Below are 21,615 nucleotides of genomic sequence, written 5' to 3' on the forward strand. Positions count from 1 at the left end.
AGGCCGGCAGCAACCCTCGCGGTATCCCCCAGACAGGGAGCACATCGATGAGCAGGCAAGTGAAAGGCAGATTTGGCCTCGGCAAGCTGTTATTGATCCAGGCCACGGCACAGCAGACGGCCACCCTGCACGAACAATTGCTAGCTGCGGCCACAGCCACTCTTCGCTTGCCCGGCTGCATGGTTTGTCAGCTTCATGCCAGCAGGCGCAGCGCACGGCACTGGATCATGCGGTTTGAATGGCTGGATCAGCAGGCGCTGCAGCTCAGCATCGACAAGGTACTTGAGCCACTGCTACAGCAGCTATTCGACAGTGGCGCGCTCAGTGCCTTGCAGGTGTTCGGCGGGCCAGATGCGTTCCCGCCAGCGGATGTTCTGGACGATGTCGAACCGATATAGCGCACCTGTCAGCCATTATCTTTCGCCTTCCGGCTCCAGGGCCTTGCCCACGCACTTGAGCAACGAATCTGCCGCGAATGGCTTCTGCAGCAGGCAAACCGCCCCGCTCTCCCGCGCCCGCTTGTGAATATCGCTTTCGGTACGGGCCGTCATCAATACCACCTTCGCCTGACCATTGGCGGCAATCAGCTTATGCGTCAGATCGATGCCGCTCATGCCAGGCATCTGTATATCGGCGACAACGCAGGCGAAACGTGACAGGTCGCCAGAGCCGAGAAAGTCCTCGGCATTGGCGAAAAATTCGGTGATGTAACCCATCGAGCGCAGCAGACTGGAGGTCGCCAGTCGCAGCGATTCATCGTCATCAATGATGGAAATCAGGTCATGCGGCACATCTACATCCTCGATGCGCACCGGCCGGCTTGTGCCTACGCGGCGCGACTTTCAAAAACGTGCCCGGGCGCTGGCCCGGTCTGAAGCCATACGCAAAGCTCACAGACTTCCGTCCGCCTTGAGCTGCAGCGCGCTGGCCATCTTCACCAGGTCGGCCAGCGAGCGCGCCTGCATCTTCTGCATCGCATGCCCCCGGTGGATTTTCACGGTGATCTCACTGAGGCTCAGGCTGGCTGCTACCTGCTTGTTCATTTTCCCGGCAGTGACCAGCGCCATGACCTGACGCTCGCGCAGGCTGAGACTGGCGAAGCGCTCATGCAGCTTCGCGACTCCACGCCCCTGCTCGCGCTGCATACGGTCCTTGTCGATGGCGGCTGCCACCGCATCGAGCATGTCCTGGTCACGAAAGGGCTTGGTCAAAAAGTCCACCGCGCCGGCCTTCATGCTGCGCACCGACATGGATATATCGCCATGGCCGGTCATGAACACGATAGGGATCGGGATGTTCATCTCGAGCAACTGACTCTGGAAGTCCAGCCCGCTTTTTCCTGGCAGACGCACGTCCAGCACCAGGCAAGACGGACAATCAGGGCGCTCGGCATTGAGAAAGTCCTGGGTCGATCCGTATTGCTGCGTGGCCATGCCTACCGAGCGAAACAGACTGTCGAGTGCCTGTCGCAGGGATTCATCGTCATCGATGATGTGCACCAGCGAAAGCGGGTTGGGCATCAGGTGCTCCTTTGAAGGTGCGCTGGGATCTGTACCTGCATTCTAGTCAGCAGCCTTGCCAGATGGACATCGCCAACTGGGGCGTTACGCCAGACCATTGGTTCAATCGCCTCATACCTAGGTATAGGTGCGCGCCTATTCAGCGGCCTACGGGCGTGCCTGTAGCCGTTCCGATAGCTGACTCATACTTAGATATAAGCGGCAGCGACCCTTCGTAGAATGGTTGCCCGAAGCCCGCGTTCCTATAGTCGATCTCACCAGGCCAACAGTTTCGACCGGCCTGACAAGACGGCACTTCCGTGCAGTTGCCACTGGCATACGGAGCCCTCACCAGCGGTTTGTCTGCATGAGGAAAAGGAACATGGCCACTTCACTGTCCGCGCTCGGCATCATCCACACCACGCTGAGCCTTCTGCCCGTCATCGCCGGCGCCTACGCCTTCCGTCAATACGGACGCATCATTCCCGACGTGGCCAGCGGCCGCTGTTATCAGTTCGGCCTGTTCGCCTCGGTGGTCACCTCCTTCGGCCTCTCCAGCACGGGTGGCTTCACCACCGGGCATGCCCTCGGCCTGATCGCGCTGGCGGCCATCGCCGTCGGCCGCAGCGCGCAGCATATGTGGCGTTTGGGTAAGGCTCGTGAATACTTGCAGGTCAGCGCCATGAGCTTGAGCTACCTGGTGCTGATGATCCCCGGACTCAACGAATCGCTTTCGCGTCTGCCGGTTGGCAATCCCATCGGCAACGGCCCCGAATCACCGCAAGTGAAGGTCGCGGTGTTAATCGCTGTACTGATCTTCCTGATCGGCCTGAGCTACCAGCTGCTGCGCCTCCGCGGCCAGCAAGCGCACCTGCCACAAGCCGCCTCCCATCCCTGACCCACCCATGCGTGCGCCGACCATCACCCATGATCGGCCTGCCCGCTGCTTTGCCTGTGATACCTCAAACGAAAAAGGAGAAGACCATGAGCACAATCACCACTCGCGACGGCACCGAGATTTACTTCAAAGACTGGGGCAGCGGCCAGCCCATCGTCTTCAGTCATGGCTGGCCGTTGAACGCGGATAGCTGGGAATCACAAATGATCTTTCTGGCCAACAACGGCTACCGCGTGATCGCCCATGATCGCCGTGGCCATGGCCGCTCCAGCCAGCCTTGGGACGGCAACGAAATGAACTGCTACGCGGACGACCTCGCAGAACTGATCGAAACGCTCGACCTGCAGGAAGCGGTGCTGTTCGGCTTCTCCACCGGCGGCGGCGAGGTTACCCGCTACATAGGTCGCCACGGCACCAAACGCGTGGCCAAAGTCGGCCTGATCTCTGCGGTCCCACCGCTGATGCTGAAAACCGAGGCCAACCCCGGCGGCCTGCCGCGCGAAGTGTTCGATGGCATTCGCGCAGGCTCCCTGGCCGACCGTTCGCAGTTGTACAAGGACATCGCCAGCGGTCCGTTCTATGGCTACAACCGCCCAGGCGCCAAGCCCTCCCAGGGCGTGATCGATGCGTTCTGGATGCAGGGCATGATGGCCGGACACAAGAGTGCCTATGACTGCATCAAGGCGTTCTCCGAGACCGACTTCACCGAAGATCTGAAGAAATTCGACGTGCCCACCCTGATCCTGCATGGCGACGACGACCAGATCGTGCCGGTGGATGCGGCCGCCCGCGCCTCGGCCCAGCTGGTGCCTCACGCGAAGCTGGTGATCTACCCCGGCGCTCCGCATGGCATCACCGATACCCACAAGGATCAGCTCAACAACGACCTGCTGGCATTTGTGCGCAGCTAAGCACTCGTATGCCCGCCGCAGTTTGGCGGGCCACCTCGAATAGGAGAAACGCAATGAACGGCAAGCAAGCACTGATCGTGGTGGATATTCAGAACGACTATTTCCCTGGCGGCCTGTGGACCCTGAGCAAGGTCGAATCCGCTGCCGCCAAGGCGGCTCAGGTCATCGCCGTATTCCGCGAGCGTGGCGACCTGGTGGTGCATATCCGCCACGAGTTCACGAGCCAGGACGCCCCCTTCTTCCGGCCCGGCAGTGAAGGCGCACAGATTCATCCCAGCGTGCTCAACCACCCGGGCGAGCCGGTCGTACTCAAGCATTACATCAACTCGTTCCGCGAGACCGAGCTGAAGCAGGTGCTCGACGAGCACGGCGTAAGCGAGGTGGTGGTAGTCGGCAACATGAGCCACATGTGCGTGGACGGCATCACCCGCGCCGCCGTCGACTTCGGCTACCAGACCACCGTGCTGCACGACGCGTGCGCCACCCTCGATCTGGAGTTCAACGGCGTGAAGGTGCCGGCCGAGCAGGTGCATGCAGCCTTCATGGCGGCGCTGCAGTTCGGTTATGCACCGGTCATCTCCACCGCCGAGTACCTCGGTCAGGCCCGCAGCGCTGCATGAGGACTCATTGCTGAAGGCGGACGAGTCGTCGGGTTGAGACTTGTCCGCTACAGCAGCGGGCCGTCCCAGCCGCCATTGCTTATTCGAAGGAGCAAAAAATGAAGAAGCTCACTACCGCCTCCGGCGCTCCAGTCGTAGATAACCAGAACATCCAGACCGCTGGTCCGCGTGGCCCGGCGCTGTTGCAGGACGTGTGGTTCCTGGAAAAACTCGCCCATTTCGACCGCGAGGTAATTCCGGAGCGGCGCATGCACGCCAAGGGCTCTGGCGCCTACGGCACCTTCACCGTGACCCAGGACATCAGCCGCTACACCCGCGCCGCGCTGTTCTCCCAGGTGGGCAAGCAAACCGACATCTTCGTGCGCTTCTCCACCGTGGCCGGTGAGCGCGGTGCTGCTGACGCCGAACGGGATATTCGCGGTTTCGCCATCAAGTTCTACACCGAGCAGGGCAACTGGGACCTGGTGGGCAACAACACGCCGGTGTTCTTCCTGCGCGATCCACTGAAGTTTCCCGACCTCAACCATGCGGTGAAGCGCGACCCGCGCACCGGCATGCGCAGCGCGCAGAACAACTGGGACTTCTGGACCAGCCTGCCGGAGGCGCTGCATCAGGTCACCATCGTCATGAGCGACCGCGGCATTCCCGACGGCTACCGACACATGCACGGTTTCGGCAGCCACACCTTCAGCTTCATCAACGCGGCTAACGAGCGGCACTGGGTCAAGTTCATCTGGAAGAGCCAACAGGGCATTCGCAACCTCAGCGACGCCGAGGCTGGGCAGGTGGTGGCCGGCGACCGTGAGAGTAGCCAGCGCGACCTGTACGACAACATCGAACAGGGCAACTTCCCATGCTGGACCTTCTACGTGCAGGTGATGCCGGAGCAGGACGCCGGCCGCTACCCCATCAACCCCTTCGACCTGACCAAGGTCTGGCCGCACAAGGATTACCCACTGATCGAAGTCGGCGTACTGGAGCTCAATCGCAACCCGGAGAACGTCTTTGCCGAGGTCGAGCAGGCCGCCTTCAACCCGGCCCACGTGGTACCCGGCATCGGCTTCTCGCCGGACAAGATGCTCCAGGGGCGACTGTTCTCCTATGGCGATGCGCAGCGCTATCGGCTCGGCGTCAACCACACGCACATCCCGGTCAACGCGCCGCGCTGCCCGTATCACAGCTACCACCGCGACGGGCAGATGCGCGTGGACGGTAACCAAGGCGCGCGCCTGGCCTACGAGCCCAACAGCTTCGGAGAATGGGCCGAGCAACCCGAGTTCGCGGAGCCGCCGCTGACGCTGGAAGGCGCTGCCGATCACTGGAATCACCGCGTCGACGAGGACTACTACTCGCAGCCCGGCGCGCTGTTCCGCCTGATGTCGCCAGCGCAGCAGCAATCGCTGTTCGACAACACCGCGCGGGCAATCCGCGGCGCCTCGCAACAGGTGATAGAACGGCACATCGGCAACTGTGGCAAGGCCGATCCGGCCTATGGTGCCGGGGTTGCCGCCGCTATCGAGCGGCTCGGCCATTAATCCGTGACTTCCTTGCATGAGGGCGGCGCGACGCCCCCTCATGCTTTTTTACATGCGATGGCCGCCTTTATCGGCCATCAGGAGGACTTCCATGCGTTACAGCACCTTCGGCCGGCGCACCGGCCTACGCGTATCCGAGCTCGCTCTGGGCACTGGCAACTTCGGCACTGGTTGGGGCCATGGCGCCGAACGCGACGAAGCCCGGCAGATTTTCGACGGCTATGTCGAAGCCGGTGGCAACTTCCTCGACACCGCCAATGGCTATCAGGCGGGCCAGGCGGAAACCCTGCTCGGAGAGTTCATCGCATCCGACCGCGATCATTTCGTTCTTGCCACCAAATACACCATGGGTACGACGCCAGCGGCCGGCATTTCCCAGCTCGGCAACAACCGCAAGAACATGGTGCGCGCAGTAGAAGAAAGCCTGCGCCGCCTGAATACCGACCATATCGATTTGCTCTGGGCACACATCAGCGATGAGCTGACGCCGATGGAAGAAATCATGCGCGGCTTCGACGACCTGGTGAGCGCCGGCAAGATCCACTACATCGGCCTTTCCAACTTCCCCGCCTGGCGTGTCTCGCGTGCCGACTTGCTGGCTGAATTACGCGGCTGGGCGCCTGTGGCCGGCATTCAGCTCGAATACAGCCTGGCGGAGCGCAGTGCCGATCGTGAGCTGATACCCATGGCGGAGGCCTTGGGCCTGGCCGTCACGCAATGGTCGCCGCTGGCAGGCGGCCTGCTGACGGGCAAGTACCGCAGCAGCAGCGAGGACAGCCGTGCAACCAAGTTGGGCATGCTCGTGCATGCTGAAAGCGGCGCCAGGGAAACCGCGATCATCGACACGCTGATCGATGTCGCCAGCAACATGGACAGCACGCCGACCCAGGTGGCCGTTGCCTGGCTGCTACACAAGGCCCGGCAGTCGAGCACCAGCTTGATCCCAATCCTCGGTTCGCGCACTCGCGCGCAGTTGGACGCCACGCTTGGCGCGCTCGATCTGACATTGTCCCAAGCGGATTACGCACGCCTGAATGACGCCAGCGCGATTGCCCTTGGCGTACCGCACGAGCAAACCATGGAGATGCAAGCCTCTCTGACGGGAGGGTGTCACCTCGAACGTGCCAAGATCCCGGTCGCCTAGCCGATGGGTCGCCTGGCCGCTCGCAACGAATCAGTGTCGCGAGCGGCCAACTTGGCCTAGGCATCAATCGCTCAGTGCCAGCCACTGCGCCACGCGCGGTTATCGCTCCGCGCTGTCCACCATCACCGGTTCTTTCACTCTTATGTGAGTGCAGCGCGGCGAAGTGGAAACCTGACAGGCAGTCCAATCGTGCAGCAGGAGTATGAGCTTGCCGTTCGGACCGTCCTTGTTCACCAGGGCGAAAATCAGTTGCGCAACGCTGTGCTACTGAGGCTGTTCATTATCTTTGCTTTCGTTGTCGGCGCCGGCCTTCCCTTCGCTGTCATCGCCCGCCCGCGACAGCTCATCGAGAAGCTTGTTGATTCGTGCGCCTTTAGGACGGTCTTCACTGAAAAGAGCGGCGTAGTGCTTTCGCAGCGACCGAAGTTCCCCAGCCGAGAGTTCGTCCAGATTCAGCAGCGCGTTGTGGGCGTCCTTGGTCGTGCGCAGCAATTCATCCAGCTTGATGTGGAGCACGTCGTTATCGCGGTTCTGGGTGTTTTGAATGAGGAAAACCATCAGAAACGTGATGATGGTTGTTGTCGTGTTGATGATCAGCTGCCAGGTATCGTTGAAGTGGAAAAAAGGACCACTACCCGCCCACACCAGCAATAACAGGATTGCTACAAGAAAGATTCTATGGTCGCCAGACCATCGCGATAACACCTGGGCAAATTGAGTAAAGGTCATGTCCAATTCTCCAAGCACTGCTCAAGTCCAAGCGCAGGCGACCGTTGGGTCGCCTGCCTGCCGGCCGGATTCAGGAGCTCATCGTCGCAGCCTGGTTTCCACCCTGCTCAGCGATCTTGCTCAGTTTTTCATCGGTCGCTTTTTCTTCAGCCAGTGTCGCCTTGAGCAGCGAAACCGCTTCCTTCAGGCCCAGATGTTTGGCCATGGCGATCAAGGTCCCGTAGCTGGCAATCTCGTAGTGCTCGACCTTTTGCGCTGCGCCGATCAGACCTGCGTCCAGCACTGCGCCCTTCTCGATTTCGTCGATCAGTTCCTTGGACTCCTCGACCAGACCTTCCATGGCGACGCATTTCATGCGCTTGAGCTTGAGACCGGAGGCCTCGACAAGCTGGTCGATACGCTCGATCTGCCCTTGAGTTTCTTCAAGGTGAGCCTTGAACGCGTCGGCGAGCAGCGGGTTGGTAGCCGCTCGTGCCATGCGCGGCAGTGCCTTGGTGATCTGTTTCTCCGCGCTGTAAACGTCGGATAACTCATGAATAAAAAGATCTTCAATCGTGGTGCGAGCCATGTTGATCTCCAGCTGATATTGGAAAGAAACGAGAATGTCCCGTTTTTGCAGCTTGCTAAGAATCGACTGCGGACGCTCGGTCGAGGTTCATGCTTTCTGCCAACCATCAGCTGAATCGAGGATGGATGGAAAAGAGTGGAACGCCCTATTCGGAGCGGCCGTCCTAACCTCACAGCTGGACTTCGAATGTTCTGTTTTAGGAGTGGTTACGTTATGCGGATTGCCTGCCTTGGCTGGGGCTCGCTGATGTGGAAACCGGGAGTGTTACCCGCACAGTTGCCTTGGCGTCACGACGGGCCGGCCTTACCCATAGATTTCGCACGCGTGGGCGATGGAGGTGAGCTGGCAGCCGTGATCTGCCCTACAGCGCCTTTCACGAAGGTCATGTGGACCGTGCTCAGCACCGGTTCTCTAGCCGAAGCCCGCGAATTTTTACGAGCACGTGAACAAATTCCCTCGCATCAGCCATGGCTGGTGGGAGACACCGTCACCTATGACCCCTCTCAACGCTTTCGCGCGCAAATTGCCAGGTGGGCGCGCCGCAGGGGGATCGATGCGGTGGTGTGGACGGCCTTGCCGCCTCGTTTTGATGGAGACATCAACCGCACACCGAGCGAGAAGGAAGCCGTTGAATATTTGGCGGCACTACCTGCGGCCAAAGCCGCCCACGCAGAGTTGTATATACGCTCCGCTCCCAGGTTCATATCGACGGGAATTCGCGAAGCTATCGAGCAACAACTTGGATGGTACCCATACGAATCCGCAGCTAGAGATTGCCGCTACCTGAAAGGCGGCTGCGCTGCCGTCACGAGTTGCAGCGATGTATCGCCAATAATGCGAAAAGCCGTTTCAAGCTGAGAATCCGCGTCGCCGCACATTCCCAAACAAGCTTTGACCCGCCCGACTGCTGCTTCAGTCCAGCCTCCGGCTCGATTCGGCTGGTCGCCGTTTAGCGGCTGCGATTAGCGCAGCAGGCATTCAGATAGCGCAGAGGGCCTGCTCCAGGCCCCCTCCACTAACGACTGCAGAGCTATTTCTTTGTGACCCCGGAGCCAATATCGGCGCCGGTAAGCGGGTCTGCCGCTGGATCCGACAGAGTGCGAGCAGCCATCTGGGCCAGGACTTTGCCGTCCTTGTCCGGCAGTGCAACGGTTGCCATACCATCCCCACCATCTACTGCCGGGCTTGGCGAATCCACGTAGATCCAATCGCCGCCCTGATTCCACGAACCTCGCATCTCGCCTTCGCCCTGCGACATGTTGAAGTACGTATTGGTGAACTCTGGCAGGCCCGGAAGCTTCCCCTGCGGGAAGTTGGGTCGCATCGAGTGGAGCGCCTTCTCAAAGGACTTCTGATGTGCCAGCTCTCGCGACATTAGAAAGCGCAGAGCGTCTTGAATGCCTGGATCATCGGTTACGTTGATCAACCGCTCATAGACGATCTTTGCACGCGCCTCGGCAGCGATATTCGAGCGTAGATCAGCGGAAGGCTCACCAATCGAATCGATGTAGGATGCAGTCCATGGCACGCCTGCGGAGTTGACCAGCGCCGGCCCACCGCCATACAGCAGCGAGGTAATGTGCGAATCATTACCGCCGCCAGTCAGCGATCGATAGAGCTCCGCCTCCGCCTCGACACCCTCTGCCAACTGGCCCTTCGCGCCCTTGTTCAACATGCCAACGATGGTACCGATGACCTCGAGGTGGCTCAGCTCCTCCGTGGCGATGTCCATCAGCATATCCTTGCGACCTGCATCATCTTCAGCCAGGCCTTGGGTGAAATAGCGCATCGCGGCGGCAAGTTCACCTTGCGGCCCGCCGAATTGCTCCAGCAATAAATTAGCGAGACCAGGATTGGGGCCAGCCACCCGAACGGTGTACTGGAGCCGCTTGTTATGTACAAACATTGGGCTACCTCTCACGGTTGTTTTCGCTTACGTCCTTATCGCGGCAAGCCGTCCCTGAATGAACTTGACTGTTCACTTTTCTAGAGAAGCGCCCCTTCCGAATAGTTCAGCATGTCGGCTTAGCGGTGTCGTGAGAGACCGTCCATCCATTGTTTTGAAATTAGATTGGTCTGGAAGCGGACCGCAGCAAGTGTGAGCAGCCCTAAAGGCGTCTGGCAGTGACTGAAAGACGTCACATCCGTCACTAAAGCGCAGCGGGAGCGACATTGTAATATGCATGATAGCCTTATGGCACACAGTGCATTTTGCACCATGAAATCAAGATAAAAATCAAAAATAGCCATTAAAATCAATGGATTAGCATTAAACGAAATCTTGGCATGCCTACTGCTCATGTGCCTGTATCAATACAAGCACAAAGGAGGGTTCATGCCGTGGAAAACGCAATCAACTATTTGCGCAAACACCTGCCGGAACATGAGGTAGCACTCAAGGCGCGACCTGATGGAAAGCTGCTGATGTCGCTTAGCCAGAACGGCACGAGCATTTACATGAAGGCTATTAATCCCTGTGCTTTAGTAAGTGACAAGGATTTAAAAACGATAGTTGATGAGTTCAACCTCACCCGGGAAATGACTACCGGGAATATTCAATGGGAAGATGTCGGCAAAAAGATACTTCAATCCCCCCTTCCCACGTTCAGTGGTAGCCCAATCAATCCCACCGCCGCCAAGATGCTTTGGAAAAAACGCCAAGCGATGGCTCTCGCAGCCCGCTAGGCGGCTAGCAACCGCAGCTTCGGGTTCGAGGCTGTCGCCTACGACCTGCGCTTATGGCCGAAAGCGGCGACGCCGGGGGAGCGCAACGCAGCCCCCGCTATCGCCAGCACATATTTGGCTGATGCACCGGGAACCGCTTAACCAGTCAGTTTTTTTCCGATCATGGTAGGACTTGGCGGACGGACACCGAGCCCAAGGCGCAGTTACAGGTGGAAATCGCCCGCCGCCTCCGGCTGGTAAAGCACTTTCCTGATCTCGATTCGGCGGGTTCGATCAGAAATTCGCCAGTCGATGGCATCTCCCTCCTGATAGCCGAGGATGGCGGCCCCGATGTCGGAGCACACGGAATGCTTGCCGGCGTTCCAGTCGGCGTCTTCAGGATAAACCAGGGCCACTTCGATCTCTTCATCGTCCAGCTGCAGCAAGGCCCTGGAATTCATCGTCACGACATTGCCCGGCACCTGCTGAGGTTCGACCACAACGGCTCGCTCGAGCTCATGTTCGAGTTCGACAACGGCCGGGCCCTGTTCGAGCGCGATCAGGCTCTCGAGCCTGGCCTTGTCGAATTCCGTGATGTAGATCGCAGGGGCATTTTTAAAGGCATCTTCACGCAAGAACTGCAGATAGCACCCCGCCGTCATGGAGAACGTCTTCAATGTCGAGGTTTCGCTCTCAAGCACAAAGCCGCTGCGCATGAAGGCCTTGTGCGAACGCAGGTTATCCGGGTGGATCTTGGCGATCAGCTTTTCCGCCCGCATGTCGAGAAACGCCAGTTTCATGCCTTCGAGGATCGTGCGGGTGCCAAGGTTCTGGCCCCACTTTTCGCTGTCTCCGATGGCCAGGACTATTTCGCAATCCGAGCCGGTCTTGATCAGACGGACAAAGCCCACCGGGGCATCATGGCGGTCGTAGGCCATGAAGAATCGGCCGCCTCGGTTGAATAGATGAGTCAGGATCGGCAACTGAGTCCGATCGATGGCTTGTTCGATGGAGCGGGCAACATGACGCGAGTCACTCAGATAGCAAGTGACGCGCTCATCCTCCAACCACTCCATCAGCGTCAGCGCGTGTGCCCGAGTAATTTCAGGGCACAGCGAAATGAAAGGCTCGTTCATCTTCACCACAGACCAATTCGAAGAATGAAAGCCCTTCATGGCTATGGCCATGACGGTTCTTTCAGCAACCGGCTACTTTAAGCCATAACGCGAATAATGCCGAACCGTCCGCGTACCTTTCTTCCAAATCGTTCTCTTGGTCGTGGTGCCGACTCAACCCGATCGCTATAGCGGCAGCGCTATCGCTTGGGCCTGGCGAAGGTGCGTAATCAGCGATACCGAGCGTCCCCCTATCGGAGCGACAGCGCGGCGCTGATCGCCAAGCTCCACGCAGCCATATCCCCGCCGCCGAGGTATCGGGATATGAGCTACAGCGCAGCAGCGCGGAGGGGCCGAGGGCCCTACCACGCTGCAAGATCAACGACTTTCACCTGCGACCACCATGACCGCATGCTGCTCAGCAGGCAATCATGGTGCGCTAGGAGACCGTTACTGCCAAGCGCTCGCTCAGCGCTTGGCTTCCTGGTCAGGTGATGCACTGCGCTGGAGAAACGCAGCGGTTATCTGCGGCAGATGCTCTTTGAGCCAATCCGCCATCGCCACTTCCTGCTGGAGGATCTGCTCGCAGGCGGTCTGGGTCTGGGTGTCGCCGGCCTCTCTGGCGGCGGCGATCAGCACGGTGTAGGCAGCGATTTCCATGTTCTCGAACACGTAGCCACTCATCGCGCCCTTGACCACCTCGTCGCTGACGGTCATGCCGGCAACCGCCTGGCCGAACGCCATGACCTTGGCGGACAGATCCTTGAATGTCGATGGGCTGCTGCCCAGGCGCTGCAGGCAGGACTCCAGCAGTTCGCGCTGACCGCGGGTCTCGTCGATGTGCTGAACGATGCGCGCTTTGAGATCGGGGTAATGTTCCAGGCGCTCGGATTGGGCGGTGAGCATCTTCTCGGCTTGCTGCTCCATGGCGTGAGCATCGCGCAGCCAATCCAGCAGGTTGTCGGTAACAGTGGACATGGGGGCATCTCCTGTCGGTCTGGTCGTACCGCCCTCCTCTGGCACCGCTTGAGAACGGACCGGGCAGGACAGTCGTGGCAAGGTTCTGGGTAAGGGTTATCGCGATTGCGTTGGCCCTCGTTACTGAGGAGTCGCCGCCGGCTGCGCCAGTTCAGATTATTTGCCGAACCCATGGATGAGCGGCGTGACAGGATGTTGACCAGCGGGCAGAAAGGTTGAACCGCGCTGCGTGACCGGGTTTCTACACGGGAACCTACCCCTGCAGAAACGAGGAAGTGTCCATGACCGCGCTATCTGCCAAACCCGGCTGCTGCTGGCCCGCCTCCGTGCCCGATATCGATTTTCCCAGCCTCTCCGGGCATTGCGAATGTGAGGTCGCGGTCGTCGGCGCCGGCATCGCCGGCCTGAGTACCGCGCTCGCGCTGTGCGAGGCCGGCAAGTCGGTGGTGGTACTCGAGGCGAGGAAGGTCGGCCGTCAGGTGACCGGTTTGTCGACCGCCAAGGTCACTACGCAGCACGCATTGATCTACCGCGACCTGATCGACAAGGCTGGCCGTGCAACGGCGCAGTCTTATGCAGACGCCAACCAACAGGCATTGCAGCGCATCGCTGACTGGGTCGAACAGTACGCGATCGACTGTGATTTCCAGCGACGCTCGGCCTATGTCTACGCAGTGAGCGAGCAGCAGAATACCGCTTTAAAGGCGGAAGCCGAGGCCGCTCGTTCGCTGGGGCTACAGGCGCAGGTGCTGGAGCAGGCGCCGCTGCCGTTCGCCACTTCCGGCGCGCTGGAGTTTCCCCAGCAAGCGCAGTTCAATCCGGCCCAATATCTGCTGGGTCTTGCACAAGCAGTGCAGGCCAAGGGAGGGCGTGTCTTCGAGGGCACTCGCGCGACCAGCTTCGAACATCATGAGCGCTGGCAGATCGGTTTCGAGGGCGGTGTGCTCAGTGCCGACAAGTTGGTGATCACCACCCATATGCCGGTGAAGACACCCGTGGACTACATCAGCCCGACACAGCCGCGTTGCCACGTCGCCATCGCCTTTCGTCCGAGCACGGAGGAGGTGCTGGAAGGCATGTTCATTGCCGCCGATGAGCCCACGCACTCCATCCGTATGGCGCAGGACGCGGACGGGCCGCTGATTCTGGTACTTGGCCCGCGTTTCAACACGGGACAGGACGCTGACGTGGCACAGCGTTTCGTCGAGCTGGAAGAGTGGGCGCGGCAACACCTGCCGGTGGCAGAGGCCGTCTGGCGCTGGTGCAACGAGGATTATGACACCCCCGACCGCATGGCTTATGTCGGCGAACCGGATGCCGAAAAGGCGCCCGGCCTGTACCTTGCCACCGGCTTCAGTGCCTGGGGCATCACCAATGGCACCGCCTCCGGCATCGGCCTGGCACAGCAGATCACCAGTGGCCGTTGGCCCTGGGGCGCGCTGTTCGATCCCAAGCGCAAGGCTGGCGAGGATCTCAACCAGAGCAGCGACAGCCATACCCTGATCGATGATGCGCAGGCACTGCAGCCTGGCCAGGGCGGAGTCGTCAGTCGTGGTGATGAGAAGCTGGCAGTGTGGCGCGACGATGACGGTGCGCTGCATGCGCTGTCGGCGAAGTGCACGCACATGGGCTGCGCGGTGACTTGGAACAATGCCGATCGCACCTGGGATTGTCCATGCCACGGTTCCATTTTCGAGGCCGACGGCCAGGTCAGGCACGGGCCAGCCTGTGAGCCACTGGCGAAGCGGCCGCTGCCGGACTGAGCCGCCCTTTACTGCACCTTTGGCTACAGCCGCGCGCGGATCAGTCTTTCGAATTCGATGCTGCGGCTGTTGTGCTCCTGCAACTGCTGACGAAACTCCGGAGCCAACTGCTCCGCTAGCAATTGCTCGAAACCGTGGCGAATTTGCTTTTCCGTGCGCAATGCGGCCCGCAGGCGGGCGCGTCCGCGCTCGGGCAACAGCGAGGCGGTCAGACTGTTCCAGGCGTGGCGAAACACGCCGGGCACGCTTGGGTGCTCAGCCGGCCGGCCGCCATAGGTAAGAATCTGGTTGTGCAGGCAGTCCATCAGCATTACGCACTGCTGTTCGCGCTCGCTGAATAGCCGCTGCTGCTCGGGTGTGCCGATGCTGCCTGCGAGGCGTCGATAGCTCAGGCTGGCATCGTGACTGGTCATCAGAAGGTGGTTGAGCTGGGTGATGGTCTTGTCCAAGGTCGGCATGCGTTGCGCCTCCCCTACGCTTGCTGACGCATTTGCGGATAGATCAACCGGGTGCGCGCGTCGATACGCGGCACCCGGTAGTCGGGCCAGGATCAGCTCTTGGCGCGGGCCGCGTCACGCATGGCCCTGACCTCGTTGTGGTTGCGCAGCACGCCCTGATACTGCCGCTCCACCAGGGTACGGATCTGCGGCGGCAGATTCTGGGTCAAGGCTTCGCTGTAGCGCTCTTTGGCGACGTCCTCGCCACGCTCGGCTTCGTTGAGGATCGCCTCCTCATCCTTGCCAGTGATCAGTGATTTCAGGTCGACCCAGCGACGGTGCAGGTCGGCGCTCATGCTGGTGCTGTCCTCGGGCTGTCCGCCCAGTTCCAGGACGGTACGCTGCAGCTCTTCCGCCGCCTCGGCACACTGCCGCGAGCGTTGCGAGAACAGTTGCTTCATATCCGGTCGCTTGACGTCTTCGGCGCAGACCTTGAAGCCCTCTTCACCGTCCTTGCAGGTTTCGATGAGCTTGTTGAGGGTGCGTACCAGGTCTTTGCGATCGTCTGTGAGATCCATAAGTCGCCTCCGGGCCGGCTAAACGGCCATTGCTTGATGGTATGTCCCTTGGCGGGGCCTACATGGATTCCGACGTCAGGGCTTCGCTGATCGTTCAGAGAATATTCCAAGCGGTAGAGAAACCGGCTCACGTATGCACGCACCAGTTGACCGCTTCGGCCGGCATGCCCAGGCAGTCTTCACGGTGGATCACCCCCGCCGCCAGCGCTTCTTCGACATTGAGGATGCGCGGCGCGGACATCAGGCACTGCAGCACGTCGAGCGGCGCCTCGGCCCCCGTCGTACGCTCGGCGACGATATCGGCGTAGAGCTGCAGATCGTAGTCCAGGCTCATCGCATATTCGGACATGCGCGCATGGTCCACGGCGCCATTGACCGTCCAGTGGAAGGGGTGAAACAGGAATTTGCTGTGCGGGCACGCCGTGCGCGTTTCTCCGGCGAGAAAGATGATGTTGCCCATCGATTCCACGGTGCCGAGGTTGTGCGTCTTGACCGGTACCGGCAGCGAGATGAGGAAGTTGTAGAGGGAGAAGCCGTAGCTGCACTCCCCGCCCATGGTGGCGATTTTCAGCACCAGTTCATCGGCGCCCTGATGGACGGCCTGGCTGCATTTGTCGATCAACTGACCACAGGTGTAGGAATTGATCGGTGCGGTGAAATGCACGACGTGAGTTCTCATGTTTTCCTCCTTTGCCAATGAAGCGCTTTGCGAGGTTTTCTCTTGAAGTGAGTGAAAACTCATCGTCGGGTTTCAATTTTTCTGCCGGCGGCTGTTTGTGACGAACCGCATGGCTTTGGCGAAAAAGCTTGAACGTGAGGGCGGTGGCGCAACTCTGTTTGTTTCAGGGGCAGCTTGCCAGGTGTTGCACCTGGCCGGCGCAGTCGCGCCAAATCGAACGAGCATCTCTGCTTCCCCCGGACCGCCGCACCGTCTCCCTCCTTCTCCTTGCGGCGGTTCCTTCTTTTTCATCCGGGAGGCGAACGCGGCTCGTCCAGGAGAGCAGCCGAACTCAGACACCGTCAGGCAGTCACACAGTCGTGGCCTGCCCCACCAGGGCCATGTGCTCGAAACGAACGGACGCACGGGAAAGCATCGATGCCACTGCTCAAACTGCTGCATTTCATGGCGCTGATCGGCTGGTGCGGCGCGCTGCTGTATCTGCCCGCGATGATCGCCGCCGGTACACGCAGCAGCGACGACCTCTTCTATCGCGACCACGGCCAACTCACCCGCTCGATTTTCAACCTGATCGCTACGCCAGCGGCGTTGCTGGCCATCGGCTCGGGCACGGCGCTGTTCCTGCGCGACTCGATCTTCGATGCCTGGCTGATCGCCAAGCTCACCACCGTCGCCGGCATGGTGCTGTGTCATGCCCTGTGCGGCGTGTTGATCCTGCGCATCGAGCGCGTCACCGACCGCGCCCTGCGCCGTGACTGTCTGTTGATCGGCCTGCTGCTGGCCTTCCTGATCAGCGCCACGCTGTGGTTGGTGCTGGCCAAACCTTTCTGACCACGGAGTACCCGAGAACATGCATGACCTGCCCCGCTCCCTCTACCACCCAGTGGCCGGCAAGCAGGGGCCGAGTCGTTCAGCGTGTATCTACACCCACGCCGTGTTCGTACACCAGGCGCCCGCCCAGGTAAGCCGCCAGCCCGATCAGGGCAGCGGTCAGCAGCGACAGGTACAGCGCCCAGCGTTCCATGCCCTGCTCCGGACCGGCGTAGCGCAGCAGCCAGTTCAGCGATGCCAGCGACAGCATCATCACCGCGATGATGGCGTGGCACCAGGCGGTGATCTTGCGCCGGATGCTGCCGACCGTGAGCAGATCGACCAGCCCCGCCATGCTCGCCACCCAGCCACCGAAGGCGCCGACGCCCGCGAGCCAGAGACTGGCGCGCGCCCAGAACGGATCGGCCAGCAGCAGATAGGCGATGTCGGTCGCCACCAGGCCCAGCAGCGCCGCCACGGGAAAGTGGATCATCATCGGATGCAGCGGATGCCCGGCGATAGCTGCGCGACTGACGATAACTTCCTTTATTTCGGCCATCCCGGCCTCCCTGAACAGATCAATGATGAGGTTGAACAGCAGCGTCATTGGCTGACGCCCTGTTTCAAGTTGACCACGCTGACGCTGGCAGTTCCGTTTCTCGTTGCCTGCGAGGGGCCACAATCGGCGCTCGACCCGGCCGGACCGATTGCGCACGAGGTAGCGATCCTGTGGTGGGCGATGTGCGCTTTCGCCACTCTGGTGCTGATCGTGGTGACGGCGTTGTGGGTGCATGCCATGCGCCGCAACAGCCCGCAGGTGGACGACGCCCGGGCACGTCAGCTGACGTTGCGCTGGCTGATCGGCGGCGGCCTGTTGCTGCCGACCCTGAGCATTCTGGTGTTGCTGCTGTTCGGCATTCCCATCGGCCAACGCATGCTGCCCTTGCCGTTGAGCGGCGAGCAGCCCTTGCGCATCGAGGTGATCGGCCATCAGTGGTGGTGGGAGGTGCGCTACCCGGACAGCGGCGTGGTCACCGCCAACCAGCTGCACCTGCCGGTCGGTCGCCCGGTGGACCTCGACGTCACCAGCGCCGATGTCATCCATTCCTTCTGGGTGCCGCGCCTGGGCGGCAAGATCGACATGATCCCTGGCCGGGACAACCGCATCCGCCTGCAGGCCGACCGCCCCGGCATTTTCCGCGGGCAGTGCTCGGAGTTCTGCGGAACCCAGCACACGCACATGATCCTCGACGTGCAGGCTCATGAAGAAGAGGACTTCGCCAACTGGCTGCAAGCCCGCAGCGACTGGCAAGCCAGCGCCCTGCCCGGCCCTGCCGGCGAAGCCTTCGCGGCTCGCTGCGGCCAGTGCCACCGGGTAGCGGGCGTCAGCGAAGGAAATCGCGCCCCGGACCTGAGCGATGTCGGCGCGCGATCGATGCTTGGCGCCGGCGTGCTGAACAACGAGCCGGGCGCACTGTTGCACTGGCTGCAGGAGCACCAGCGGCTCAAGCCCGGCAACGCCATGCCGCTGCACGACGACCTCGACCCCGACCACCTCAGTGCCATCGCCGACTGGCTGGAGACCCTGCACCCGTGAGTACGCCAAGCAACCAGCGCGTTGCCGACCCCGAGCAACTGCACAATCAGTTCAACGAAGTCTGGGGCAACCCGCGCGGCTGGAGGTCGCTGACCATCGTCAACCACACTACCGTCGGCATTCGCTTCATGCTCACCGGGCTGGGCTTTTTCCTGTTCGGCGGCCTGCTGGCGATGCTGGTGCGTACGCAACTGGCGATACCCGGCTACGAGTTCCTCGAACCGGACATCTACAACCAGGTGTTCACCATGCACGGCACGGTGATGATGTTCCTGTTTGCCGTACCGATGATGGAGGGCTTGGCGGTCTACCTTATTCCGAAGATGCTCGGCGCCCGTGACCTGGTATTCCCGCGGCTATCGGCGCTGGGCTACTGGTGCTACCTGTTCGGTGGGCTGATTCTGTGCGCCAGTCTGCTGCTGGGCATCGCGCCCAAGGCCGGCTGGTTCATGTACACGCCGCTTTCCAGCGCGGTGCATACCCCGGGGCCGAACTCGGACTTTTGGCTGATCGGCATCACTTTCGTGGAAATCTCCGCGGTGTCGGCGGGCGTCGAGCTGGTGGTGTCGATCCTGCGCACCCGTGCCGAAGGCATGGCCCTGAACAAGATGCCGATCTACGCCTGGTACATCCTGGTCATGGCCATGATGATAGTGGTCGGCTTCCCGCCGCTGATCCTCGGCAGCATCCTGCTCGAACTCGAGCGCGCCGTTGGCCTGCCGTTCTTCGAGGTGGCGCGCGGTGGCGACCCGATTCTCTGGCAACACCTGTTCTGGCTGTTCGGCCATCCCGAGGTGTACATCATCTTCCTGCCGGCGGCCGGCATCGTCTCGACCCTGCTGCCGGTGTTCTGCCAGCGTCCGCTGGTGGGCTATCGCTGGGTGGTGCTGTCGGTTCTCACGACCGGCTTCATCAGCTTCGGCTTGTGGGTACACCATATGTTCACCGTGGGCATTCCGCAGTTGGCGCAGGTGTTCTTTTCCGCTGCGAGCATGCTGGTAGCGATCCCGACCGGCGTTCAGGTCTTCGCCTGGATCGCCACGCTGTGGGTCGGCAAGCCGCGTTACCACGTGCCGATGCTGTGGCTGGTGGGCTTTCTGGTGATCTTCGTCTGTGGCGGCCTGACCGGCGTGATGCTGGCCCTGGTGCCCTTCGACTGGCAGGTGCACGACACCCACTTCGTGGTAGCGCACATGCACTACGTGTTGGTGGGCGGCATGTTCTTCCCGCTGTTGGCCGGCATCTATTACTGGCTGCCGCACTTCTCCGGACGCATGCCGTCGGAGCGCCTCGGCAAGTGGGGCTTCTGGCTGGTGTTCATCGGCTTCAACGTGACCTTCCTGATCATGCACTGGACCGGGCTGATGGGCATGCCGCGGCGGATCTATACCTACCAGTCCGGCCTGGGCTGGGATCTGCCGAATCTGATTTCCTCGGTGGGCAGTTTCATCATGGCCATCGGTATTGCCACGGTGCTGCTGGATATCGTCCTACACTTTCGCTTCGGTCAGAAGGCGCAGAACAACCCCTGGGATGCGGATACCCTGGAGTGGAGCACGCACCTGCCACCCAGCGCCTACAACTTCGTCAGCCTGCCGCCGGTACGCACCCGTCACCCGATGTGGGAGTACCCTGATCTGGGCGAACGCATCGACAACGGCGAGTTCGCCCTCACCGTGATCGACCATGGTCGGCGGGAAACCTGGGGCGTCGAACCGCTGACCGGCAAGGTGCGCGAGATCATCCACCTGCCCGGCAACAGTTGGCTGCCGTTCGCCGCCTCGGCCTTCATCGCCATCATGTGCCTGGGGCTTTTGACCAAGTTCTACTGGGTCGCGCTGGCCGCGTGCATCATCGCGGTGGCGGTGCTGCTGCGCTGGAGCTGGGAGAACGGCGCGCACCCGCTGGCGGCGCCGGATGCCCGGGTGCAGCCCGGAGAGCCGCCGCTGCACTCGCGTACCTGCGACGGACCGGGACTCTGGGGCATGGGCGTGACCCTGCTGGCCAATGGTGCACTCTATCTGGCGCTGTTGTTCGGCTGGTTCTACCTGTGGACCGTGTCGCCGAACTGGCTGGTCCCTGACGAGCCGGTCATCGACCAGCGCCTGCTGCTGGTCAGCGCCGTGCTGCTCAGCATCGCCGTTCTCTGGCAGCGCCCGGTGCTGCGCCGCCTGCGTCAGAGTGAGGGTGAGCCGGCCACGCTGATCACCTGCTTTGCCGGCGTGGCGCTGCTCGGTGCACTGCATGCCGGGCTGCTGCTCTGGGCCCTGCTGACAGGCGATCTGGCGCCACGTGTCACGGCACACGATGCGGTGATCACCGTGATGCTCAGCTACAGCCTGGTGCACGGCGCGTTGGCAGCCATCCTCAGCGCATTGCAGGCGTTGCGTGTGCGCTATGGCTATGTGTGCAAGAACACGCCATACGAGCCGCTGGTGGTAGAGCAGCTCTGGCAGTACAACTTGGCGGTGATGTGGATCACCTACTGCAGCGTAGTGCTGTTCCCACCTGCCTTCGGAGGTGCGTGATGCAACCGTTACGCTCGCCCTACAACCCGATCCACATCCCGCTCGGGCTGGTGCTCTGGAGCCTCTGGTTCGTTGCGATCTATGGCGGTCTTTCGGTGGGTTGTGCGTTTGTGCCGCCAGACCCTGCACAAGGGCAATGGACCTGGCTGAACGGGCTGCTCGCCCTGCTTAGCCTGGTTACCGCGATTGCACTGCTCCTGCTGGCGCGCCTGTTTCAGCGCGCCGCCAGGCGTGACCGCGCGACCCAGTCCGAGCGTTTCGTTGCCCGTATTGCCGCCGGTATCAACCTGATCGGCGCCATCGCTACCGTCTTCGTCGCCCTGCCGACGCTTAGCCTGCCGCCCTGCCTGTGAGCGTTTTGCCGGGCTGTTCACCACACTGCCGCTGCGATGGATCGGTAAAAAGCGTCCGCCCATGGAGATCCCGGGCTTGGGGGTTGAGGCGCCGCCAGTGACAAAACACTGAACCCTTTATCGCGATTTCTTAAAGCGCGTTAACTTTTTGTACAAGTTTTATTTGGGGTTCCAGTCGATTCGACGAAAGCGTGTCGTGCATTTGGTTC

24 protein-coding genes are annotated in these 21,615 nt (G+C 61.2%); 13 read left to right on the forward strand and 11 right to left on the reverse strand.

The features are described 5' to 3' along the window. Positions 1 to 59 precede the first annotated feature (59 nt). A complete protein-coding gene (locus B2U07_RS00530; protein WP_296275438.1) occupies positions 60 to 398 on the forward strand; it encodes a hypothetical protein in 339 nt (112 codons plus the stop codon). A gap of 15 nt (positions 399 to 413) precedes the next feature. Here the strand turns inward: B2U07_RS00530 and B2U07_RS00535 are convergent, their stop codons facing one another. Then, entirely contained in the window at positions 414 to 812 is a 399-nt protein-coding gene (locus B2U07_RS00535) for a response regulator transcription factor (protein ID WP_275545090.1), read from the reverse strand. A gap of 78 nt (positions 813 to 890) precedes the next feature. Further along, positions 891 to 1,520 carry a response regulator transcription factor gene (locus tag B2U07_RS00540; protein WP_275545089.1) on the reverse strand — a complete coding sequence of 210 codons (630 nt, stop codon included), beginning with the start codon at positions 1,518 to 1,520 and terminating at the stop codon, positions 891 to 893. 361 nt (positions 1,521 to 1,881) lie between these two features. Between B2U07_RS00540 and B2U07_RS00545 the strand changes: the two genes are divergently transcribed. From B2U07_RS00545 to B2U07_RS00565, 5 genes are all read left to right on the forward strand, one after another. After that, positions 1,882 to 2,397, forward strand: a complete 516-nt coding sequence (locus B2U07_RS00545) for a hypothetical protein (protein WP_275545088.1) — start codon at positions 1,882 to 1,884, stop codon at positions 2,395 to 2,397. Between the two features lie 86 nt (positions 2,398 to 2,483). After that, the gene (locus tag B2U07_RS00550) at positions 2,484 to 3,308 is read left to right on the forward strand and encodes an alpha/beta fold hydrolase (RefSeq protein WP_275545087.1); all 825 of its coding nucleotides are present in this window, start codon (positions 2,484 to 2,486) and stop codon (positions 3,306 to 3,308) included. A gap of 53 nt (positions 3,309 to 3,361) precedes the next feature. Beyond that, positions 3,362 to 3,928, forward strand: coding sequence for a cysteine hydrolase family protein (locus B2U07_RS00555; RefSeq protein ID WP_275545086.1), 567 nt, complete (start codon positions 3,362 to 3,364; stop codon positions 3,926 to 3,928). Between the two features lie 98 nt (positions 3,929 to 4,026). Next, on the forward strand, positions 4,027 to 5,463 hold the full coding sequence (locus B2U07_RS00560; RefSeq protein ID WP_275545085.1) for a catalase: 1,437 nt from the start codon (positions 4,027 to 4,029) through the stop codon (positions 5,461 to 5,463). Between the two features lie 91 nt (positions 5,464 to 5,554). Beyond that, positions 5,555 to 6,607 carry an aldo/keto reductase gene (locus tag B2U07_RS00565; RefSeq protein WP_296275444.1) on the forward strand — a complete coding sequence of 351 codons (1,053 nt, stop codon included), beginning with the start codon at positions 5,555 to 5,557 and terminating at the stop codon, positions 6,605 to 6,607. Between the two features lie 264 nt (positions 6,608 to 6,871). On the opposite strand, the gene B2U07_RS00570 is transcribed toward B2U07_RS00565, so the two are convergent. Together B2U07_RS00570 and B2U07_RS00575 are read right to left on the reverse strand one after the other, a co-directional pair. Beyond that, positions 6,872 to 7,336, reverse strand: a complete 465-nt coding sequence (locus tag B2U07_RS00570) for a low affinity iron permease family protein (RefSeq protein WP_296275446.1) — start codon at positions 7,334 to 7,336, stop codon at positions 6,872 to 6,874. Between the two features lie 70 nt (positions 7,337 to 7,406). Continuing rightward, positions 7,407 to 7,904 carry a ferritin-like domain-containing protein gene (locus B2U07_RS00575; protein WP_296275449.1) on the reverse strand — a complete coding sequence of 166 codons (498 nt, stop codon included), beginning with the start codon at positions 7,902 to 7,904 and terminating at the stop codon, positions 7,407 to 7,409. Positions 7,905 to 8,288: 384 nt separating this feature from the next. Here B2U07_RS00575 and B2U07_RS00580 point away from each other — a divergent pair, with 384 nt between their 5' ends. Beyond that, on the forward strand, positions 8,289 to 8,762 hold the full coding sequence (locus tag B2U07_RS00580; protein ID WP_296275451.1) for a hypothetical protein: 474 nt from the start codon (positions 8,289 to 8,291) through the stop codon (positions 8,760 to 8,762). 172 nt (positions 8,763 to 8,934) lie between these two features. Here B2U07_RS00580 and B2U07_RS00585 read toward each other — a convergent pair whose 3' ends face one another. Continuing rightward, positions 8,935 to 9,810, reverse strand: a complete 876-nt coding sequence (locus B2U07_RS00585; RefSeq protein WP_296275453.1) for a manganese catalase family protein — start codon at positions 9,808 to 9,810, stop codon at positions 8,935 to 8,937. A gap of 434 nt (positions 9,811 to 10,244) precedes the next feature. Here B2U07_RS00585 and B2U07_RS00590 point away from each other — a divergent pair, with 434 nt between their 5' ends. Next, the gene (locus B2U07_RS00590; RefSeq protein ID WP_296275455.1) at positions 10,245 to 10,589 is read left to right on the forward strand and encodes a hypothetical protein; all 345 of its coding nucleotides are present in this window, start codon (positions 10,245 to 10,247) and stop codon (positions 10,587 to 10,589) included. Positions 10,590 to 10,792: 203 nt separating this feature from the next. Here B2U07_RS00590 and B2U07_RS00595 read toward each other — a convergent pair whose 3' ends face one another. Together B2U07_RS00595 and B2U07_RS00600 are read right to left on the reverse strand one after the other, a co-directional pair. Next, positions 10,793 to 11,755 carry a bifunctional GNAT family N-acetyltransferase/nucleoside diphosphate kinase regulator gene (locus B2U07_RS00595; RefSeq protein WP_296275457.1) on the reverse strand — a complete coding sequence of 321 codons (963 nt, stop codon included), beginning with the start codon at positions 11,753 to 11,755 and terminating at the stop codon, positions 10,793 to 10,795. 396 nt (positions 11,756 to 12,151) lie between these two features. Next, complete coding sequence (locus B2U07_RS00600) at positions 12,152 to 12,661, reverse strand: ferritin-like domain-containing protein (protein WP_296275459.1); 510 nt, start codon at positions 12,659 to 12,661, stop codon at positions 12,152 to 12,154. Between the two features lie 281 nt (positions 12,662 to 12,942). On the opposite strand from B2U07_RS00600, the gene B2U07_RS00605 reads away from it, so the two are divergent. Continuing rightward, positions 12,943 to 14,424 carry an FAD-dependent oxidoreductase gene (locus tag B2U07_RS00605; RefSeq protein ID WP_296275460.1) on the forward strand — a complete coding sequence of 494 codons (1,482 nt, stop codon included), beginning with the start codon at positions 12,943 to 12,945 and terminating at the stop codon, positions 14,422 to 14,424. Between the two features lie 23 nt (positions 14,425 to 14,447). Here the strand turns inward: B2U07_RS00605 and B2U07_RS00610 are convergent, their stop codons facing one another. The 3 genes from B2U07_RS00610 to B2U07_RS00620 form a co-directional block, all read right to left on the reverse strand. Next, a complete protein-coding gene (locus B2U07_RS00610; RefSeq protein WP_275545075.1) occupies positions 14,448 to 14,882 on the reverse strand; it encodes a PA2169 family four-helix-bundle protein in 435 nt (144 codons plus the stop codon). A gap of 92 nt (positions 14,883 to 14,974) precedes the next feature. Next, on the reverse strand, positions 14,975 to 15,439 hold the full coding sequence (locus B2U07_RS00615; RefSeq protein WP_296272468.1) for a ferritin-like domain-containing protein: 465 nt from the start codon (positions 15,437 to 15,439) through the stop codon (positions 14,975 to 14,977). 127 nt (positions 15,440 to 15,566) lie between these two features. Beyond that, the gene (locus B2U07_RS00620; protein ID WP_197855706.1) at positions 15,567 to 16,118 is read right to left on the reverse strand and encodes an ATP-dependent Clp protease proteolytic subunit; all 552 of its coding nucleotides are present in this window, start codon (positions 16,116 to 16,118) and stop codon (positions 15,567 to 15,569) included. Positions 16,119 to 16,535: 417 nt separating this feature from the next. Here B2U07_RS00620 and B2U07_RS00625 point away from each other — a divergent pair, with 417 nt between their 5' ends. Next, positions 16,536 to 16,949 carry a CopD family protein gene (locus tag B2U07_RS00625; RefSeq protein WP_296275462.1) on the forward strand — a complete coding sequence of 138 codons (414 nt, stop codon included), beginning with the start codon at positions 16,536 to 16,538 and terminating at the stop codon, positions 16,947 to 16,949. A gap of 79 nt (positions 16,950 to 17,028) precedes the next feature. Here B2U07_RS00625 and B2U07_RS00630 read toward each other — a convergent pair whose 3' ends face one another. Then, entirely contained in the window at positions 17,029 to 17,487 is a 459-nt protein-coding gene (locus B2U07_RS00630; RefSeq protein WP_197855849.1) for a DUF2231 domain-containing protein, read from the reverse strand. 147 nt (positions 17,488 to 17,634) lie between these two features. Between B2U07_RS00630 and coxB the strand changes: the two genes are divergently transcribed. Genes coxB through B2U07_RS00645 form a run of 3 tightly spaced genes read left to right on the forward strand, consistent with a single transcriptional unit; the run spans position 17,635 to position 21,406 of the window. Beyond that, positions 17,635 to 18,525: a cytochrome c oxidase subunit II gene (gene coxB, locus B2U07_RS00635; protein WP_197855848.1), complete on the forward strand. Its 891-nt coding sequence runs from the start codon at positions 17,635 to 17,637 to the stop codon at positions 18,523 to 18,525. Next, on the forward strand, positions 18,522 to 21,053 hold the full coding sequence (ctaD, locus tag B2U07_RS00640; RefSeq protein WP_296275464.1) for a cytochrome c oxidase subunit I: 2,532 nt from the start codon (positions 18,522 to 18,524) through the stop codon (positions 21,051 to 21,053). The genes coxB and ctaD overlap by 4 nt, the downstream gene beginning before the upstream one ends. Continuing rightward, positions 21,053 to 21,406 carry a hypothetical protein gene (locus B2U07_RS00645; protein WP_197855703.1) on the forward strand — a complete coding sequence of 118 codons (354 nt, stop codon included), beginning with the start codon at positions 21,053 to 21,055 and terminating at the stop codon, positions 21,404 to 21,406. The genes ctaD and B2U07_RS00645 overlap by 1 nt, the downstream gene beginning before the upstream one ends. The last annotated feature ends 209 nt before the right edge of the window (positions 21,407 to 21,615 follow it).

Source organism: Pseudomonas sp. UBA7530 (assembly GCF_002479365.1).
In the GTDB taxonomy this organism is placed as follows: Bacteria; Pseudomonadota; Gammaproteobacteria; order Pseudomonadales; family Pseudomonadaceae; genus Aquipseudomonas.

Bases quoted from the DNA above. Each gene is read 5' to 3' on its own strand.
- B2U07_RS00540 (WP_275545089.1), bottom strand. From the start codon at position 1,520: ATGCCCAACCCGCTTTCGCTGGTGCACATCATCGATGACGATGAATCC.
- B2U07_RS00545 (WP_275545088.1), top strand. From the start codon at position 1,882: ATGGCCACTTCACTGTCCGCGCTCGGCATCATCCACACCACGCTGAGC.
- B2U07_RS00550 (WP_275545087.1), top strand. From the start codon at position 2,484: ATGAGCACAATCACCACTCGCGACGGCACCGAGATTTACTTCAAAGAC.
- B2U07_RS00555 (WP_275545086.1), top strand. From the start codon at position 3,362: ATGAACGGCAAGCAAGCACTGATCGTGGTGGATATTCAGAACGACTAT.
- B2U07_RS00560 (WP_275545085.1), top strand. From the start codon at position 4,027: ATGAAGAAGCTCACTACCGCCTCCGGCGCTCCAGTCGTAGATAACCAG.
- B2U07_RS00565 (WP_296275444.1), top strand. From the start codon at position 5,555: ATGCGTTACAGCACCTTCGGCCGGCGCACCGGCCTACGCGTATCCGAG.
- B2U07_RS00570 (WP_296275446.1), bottom strand. From the start codon at position 7,336: ATGACCTTTACTCAATTTGCCCAGGTGTTATCGCGATGGTCTGGCGAC.
- B2U07_RS00575 (WP_296275449.1), bottom strand. From the start codon at position 7,904: ATGGCTCGCACCACGATTGAAGATCTTTTTATTCATGAGTTATCCGAC.
- B2U07_RS00580 (WP_296275451.1), top strand. From the start codon at position 8,289: ATGTGGACCGTGCTCAGCACCGGTTCTCTAGCCGAAGCCCGCGAATTT.
- B2U07_RS00585 (WP_296275453.1), bottom strand. From the start codon at position 9,810: ATGTTTGTACATAACAAGCGGCTCCAGTACACCGTTCGGGTGGCTGGC.
- B2U07_RS00595 (WP_296275457.1), bottom strand. From the start codon at position 11,755: ATGGCCATAGCCATGAAGGGCTTTCATTCTTCGAATTGGTCTGTGGTG.
- B2U07_RS00600 (WP_296275459.1), bottom strand. From the start codon at position 12,661: ATGTCCACTGTTACCGACAACCTGCTGGATTGGCTGCGCGATGCTCAC.
- B2U07_RS00605 (WP_296275460.1), top strand. From the start codon at position 12,943: ATGACCGCGCTATCTGCCAAACCCGGCTGCTGCTGGCCCGCCTCCGTG.
- B2U07_RS00610 (WP_275545075.1), bottom strand. From the start codon at position 14,882: ATGCCGACCTTGGACAAGACCATCACCCAGCTCAACCACCTTCTGATG.
- B2U07_RS00615 (WP_296272468.1), bottom strand. From the start codon at position 15,439: ATGGATCTCACAGACGATCGCAAAGACCTGGTACGCACCCTCAACAAG.
- B2U07_RS00620 (WP_197855706.1), bottom strand. From the start codon at position 16,118: ATGAGAACTCACGTCGTGCATTTCACCGCACCGATCAATTCCTACACC.
- B2U07_RS00625 (WP_296275462.1), top strand. From the start codon at position 16,536: ATGCCACTGCTCAAACTGCTGCATTTCATGGCGCTGATCGGCTGGTGC.
- B2U07_RS00630 (WP_197855849.1), bottom strand. From the start codon at position 17,487: ATGGCCGAAATAAAGGAAGTTATCGTCAGTCGCGCAGCTATCGCCGGG.
- B2U07_RS00645 (WP_197855703.1), top strand. From the start codon at position 21,053: ATGCAACCGTTACGCTCGCCCTACAACCCGATCCACATCCCGCTCGGG.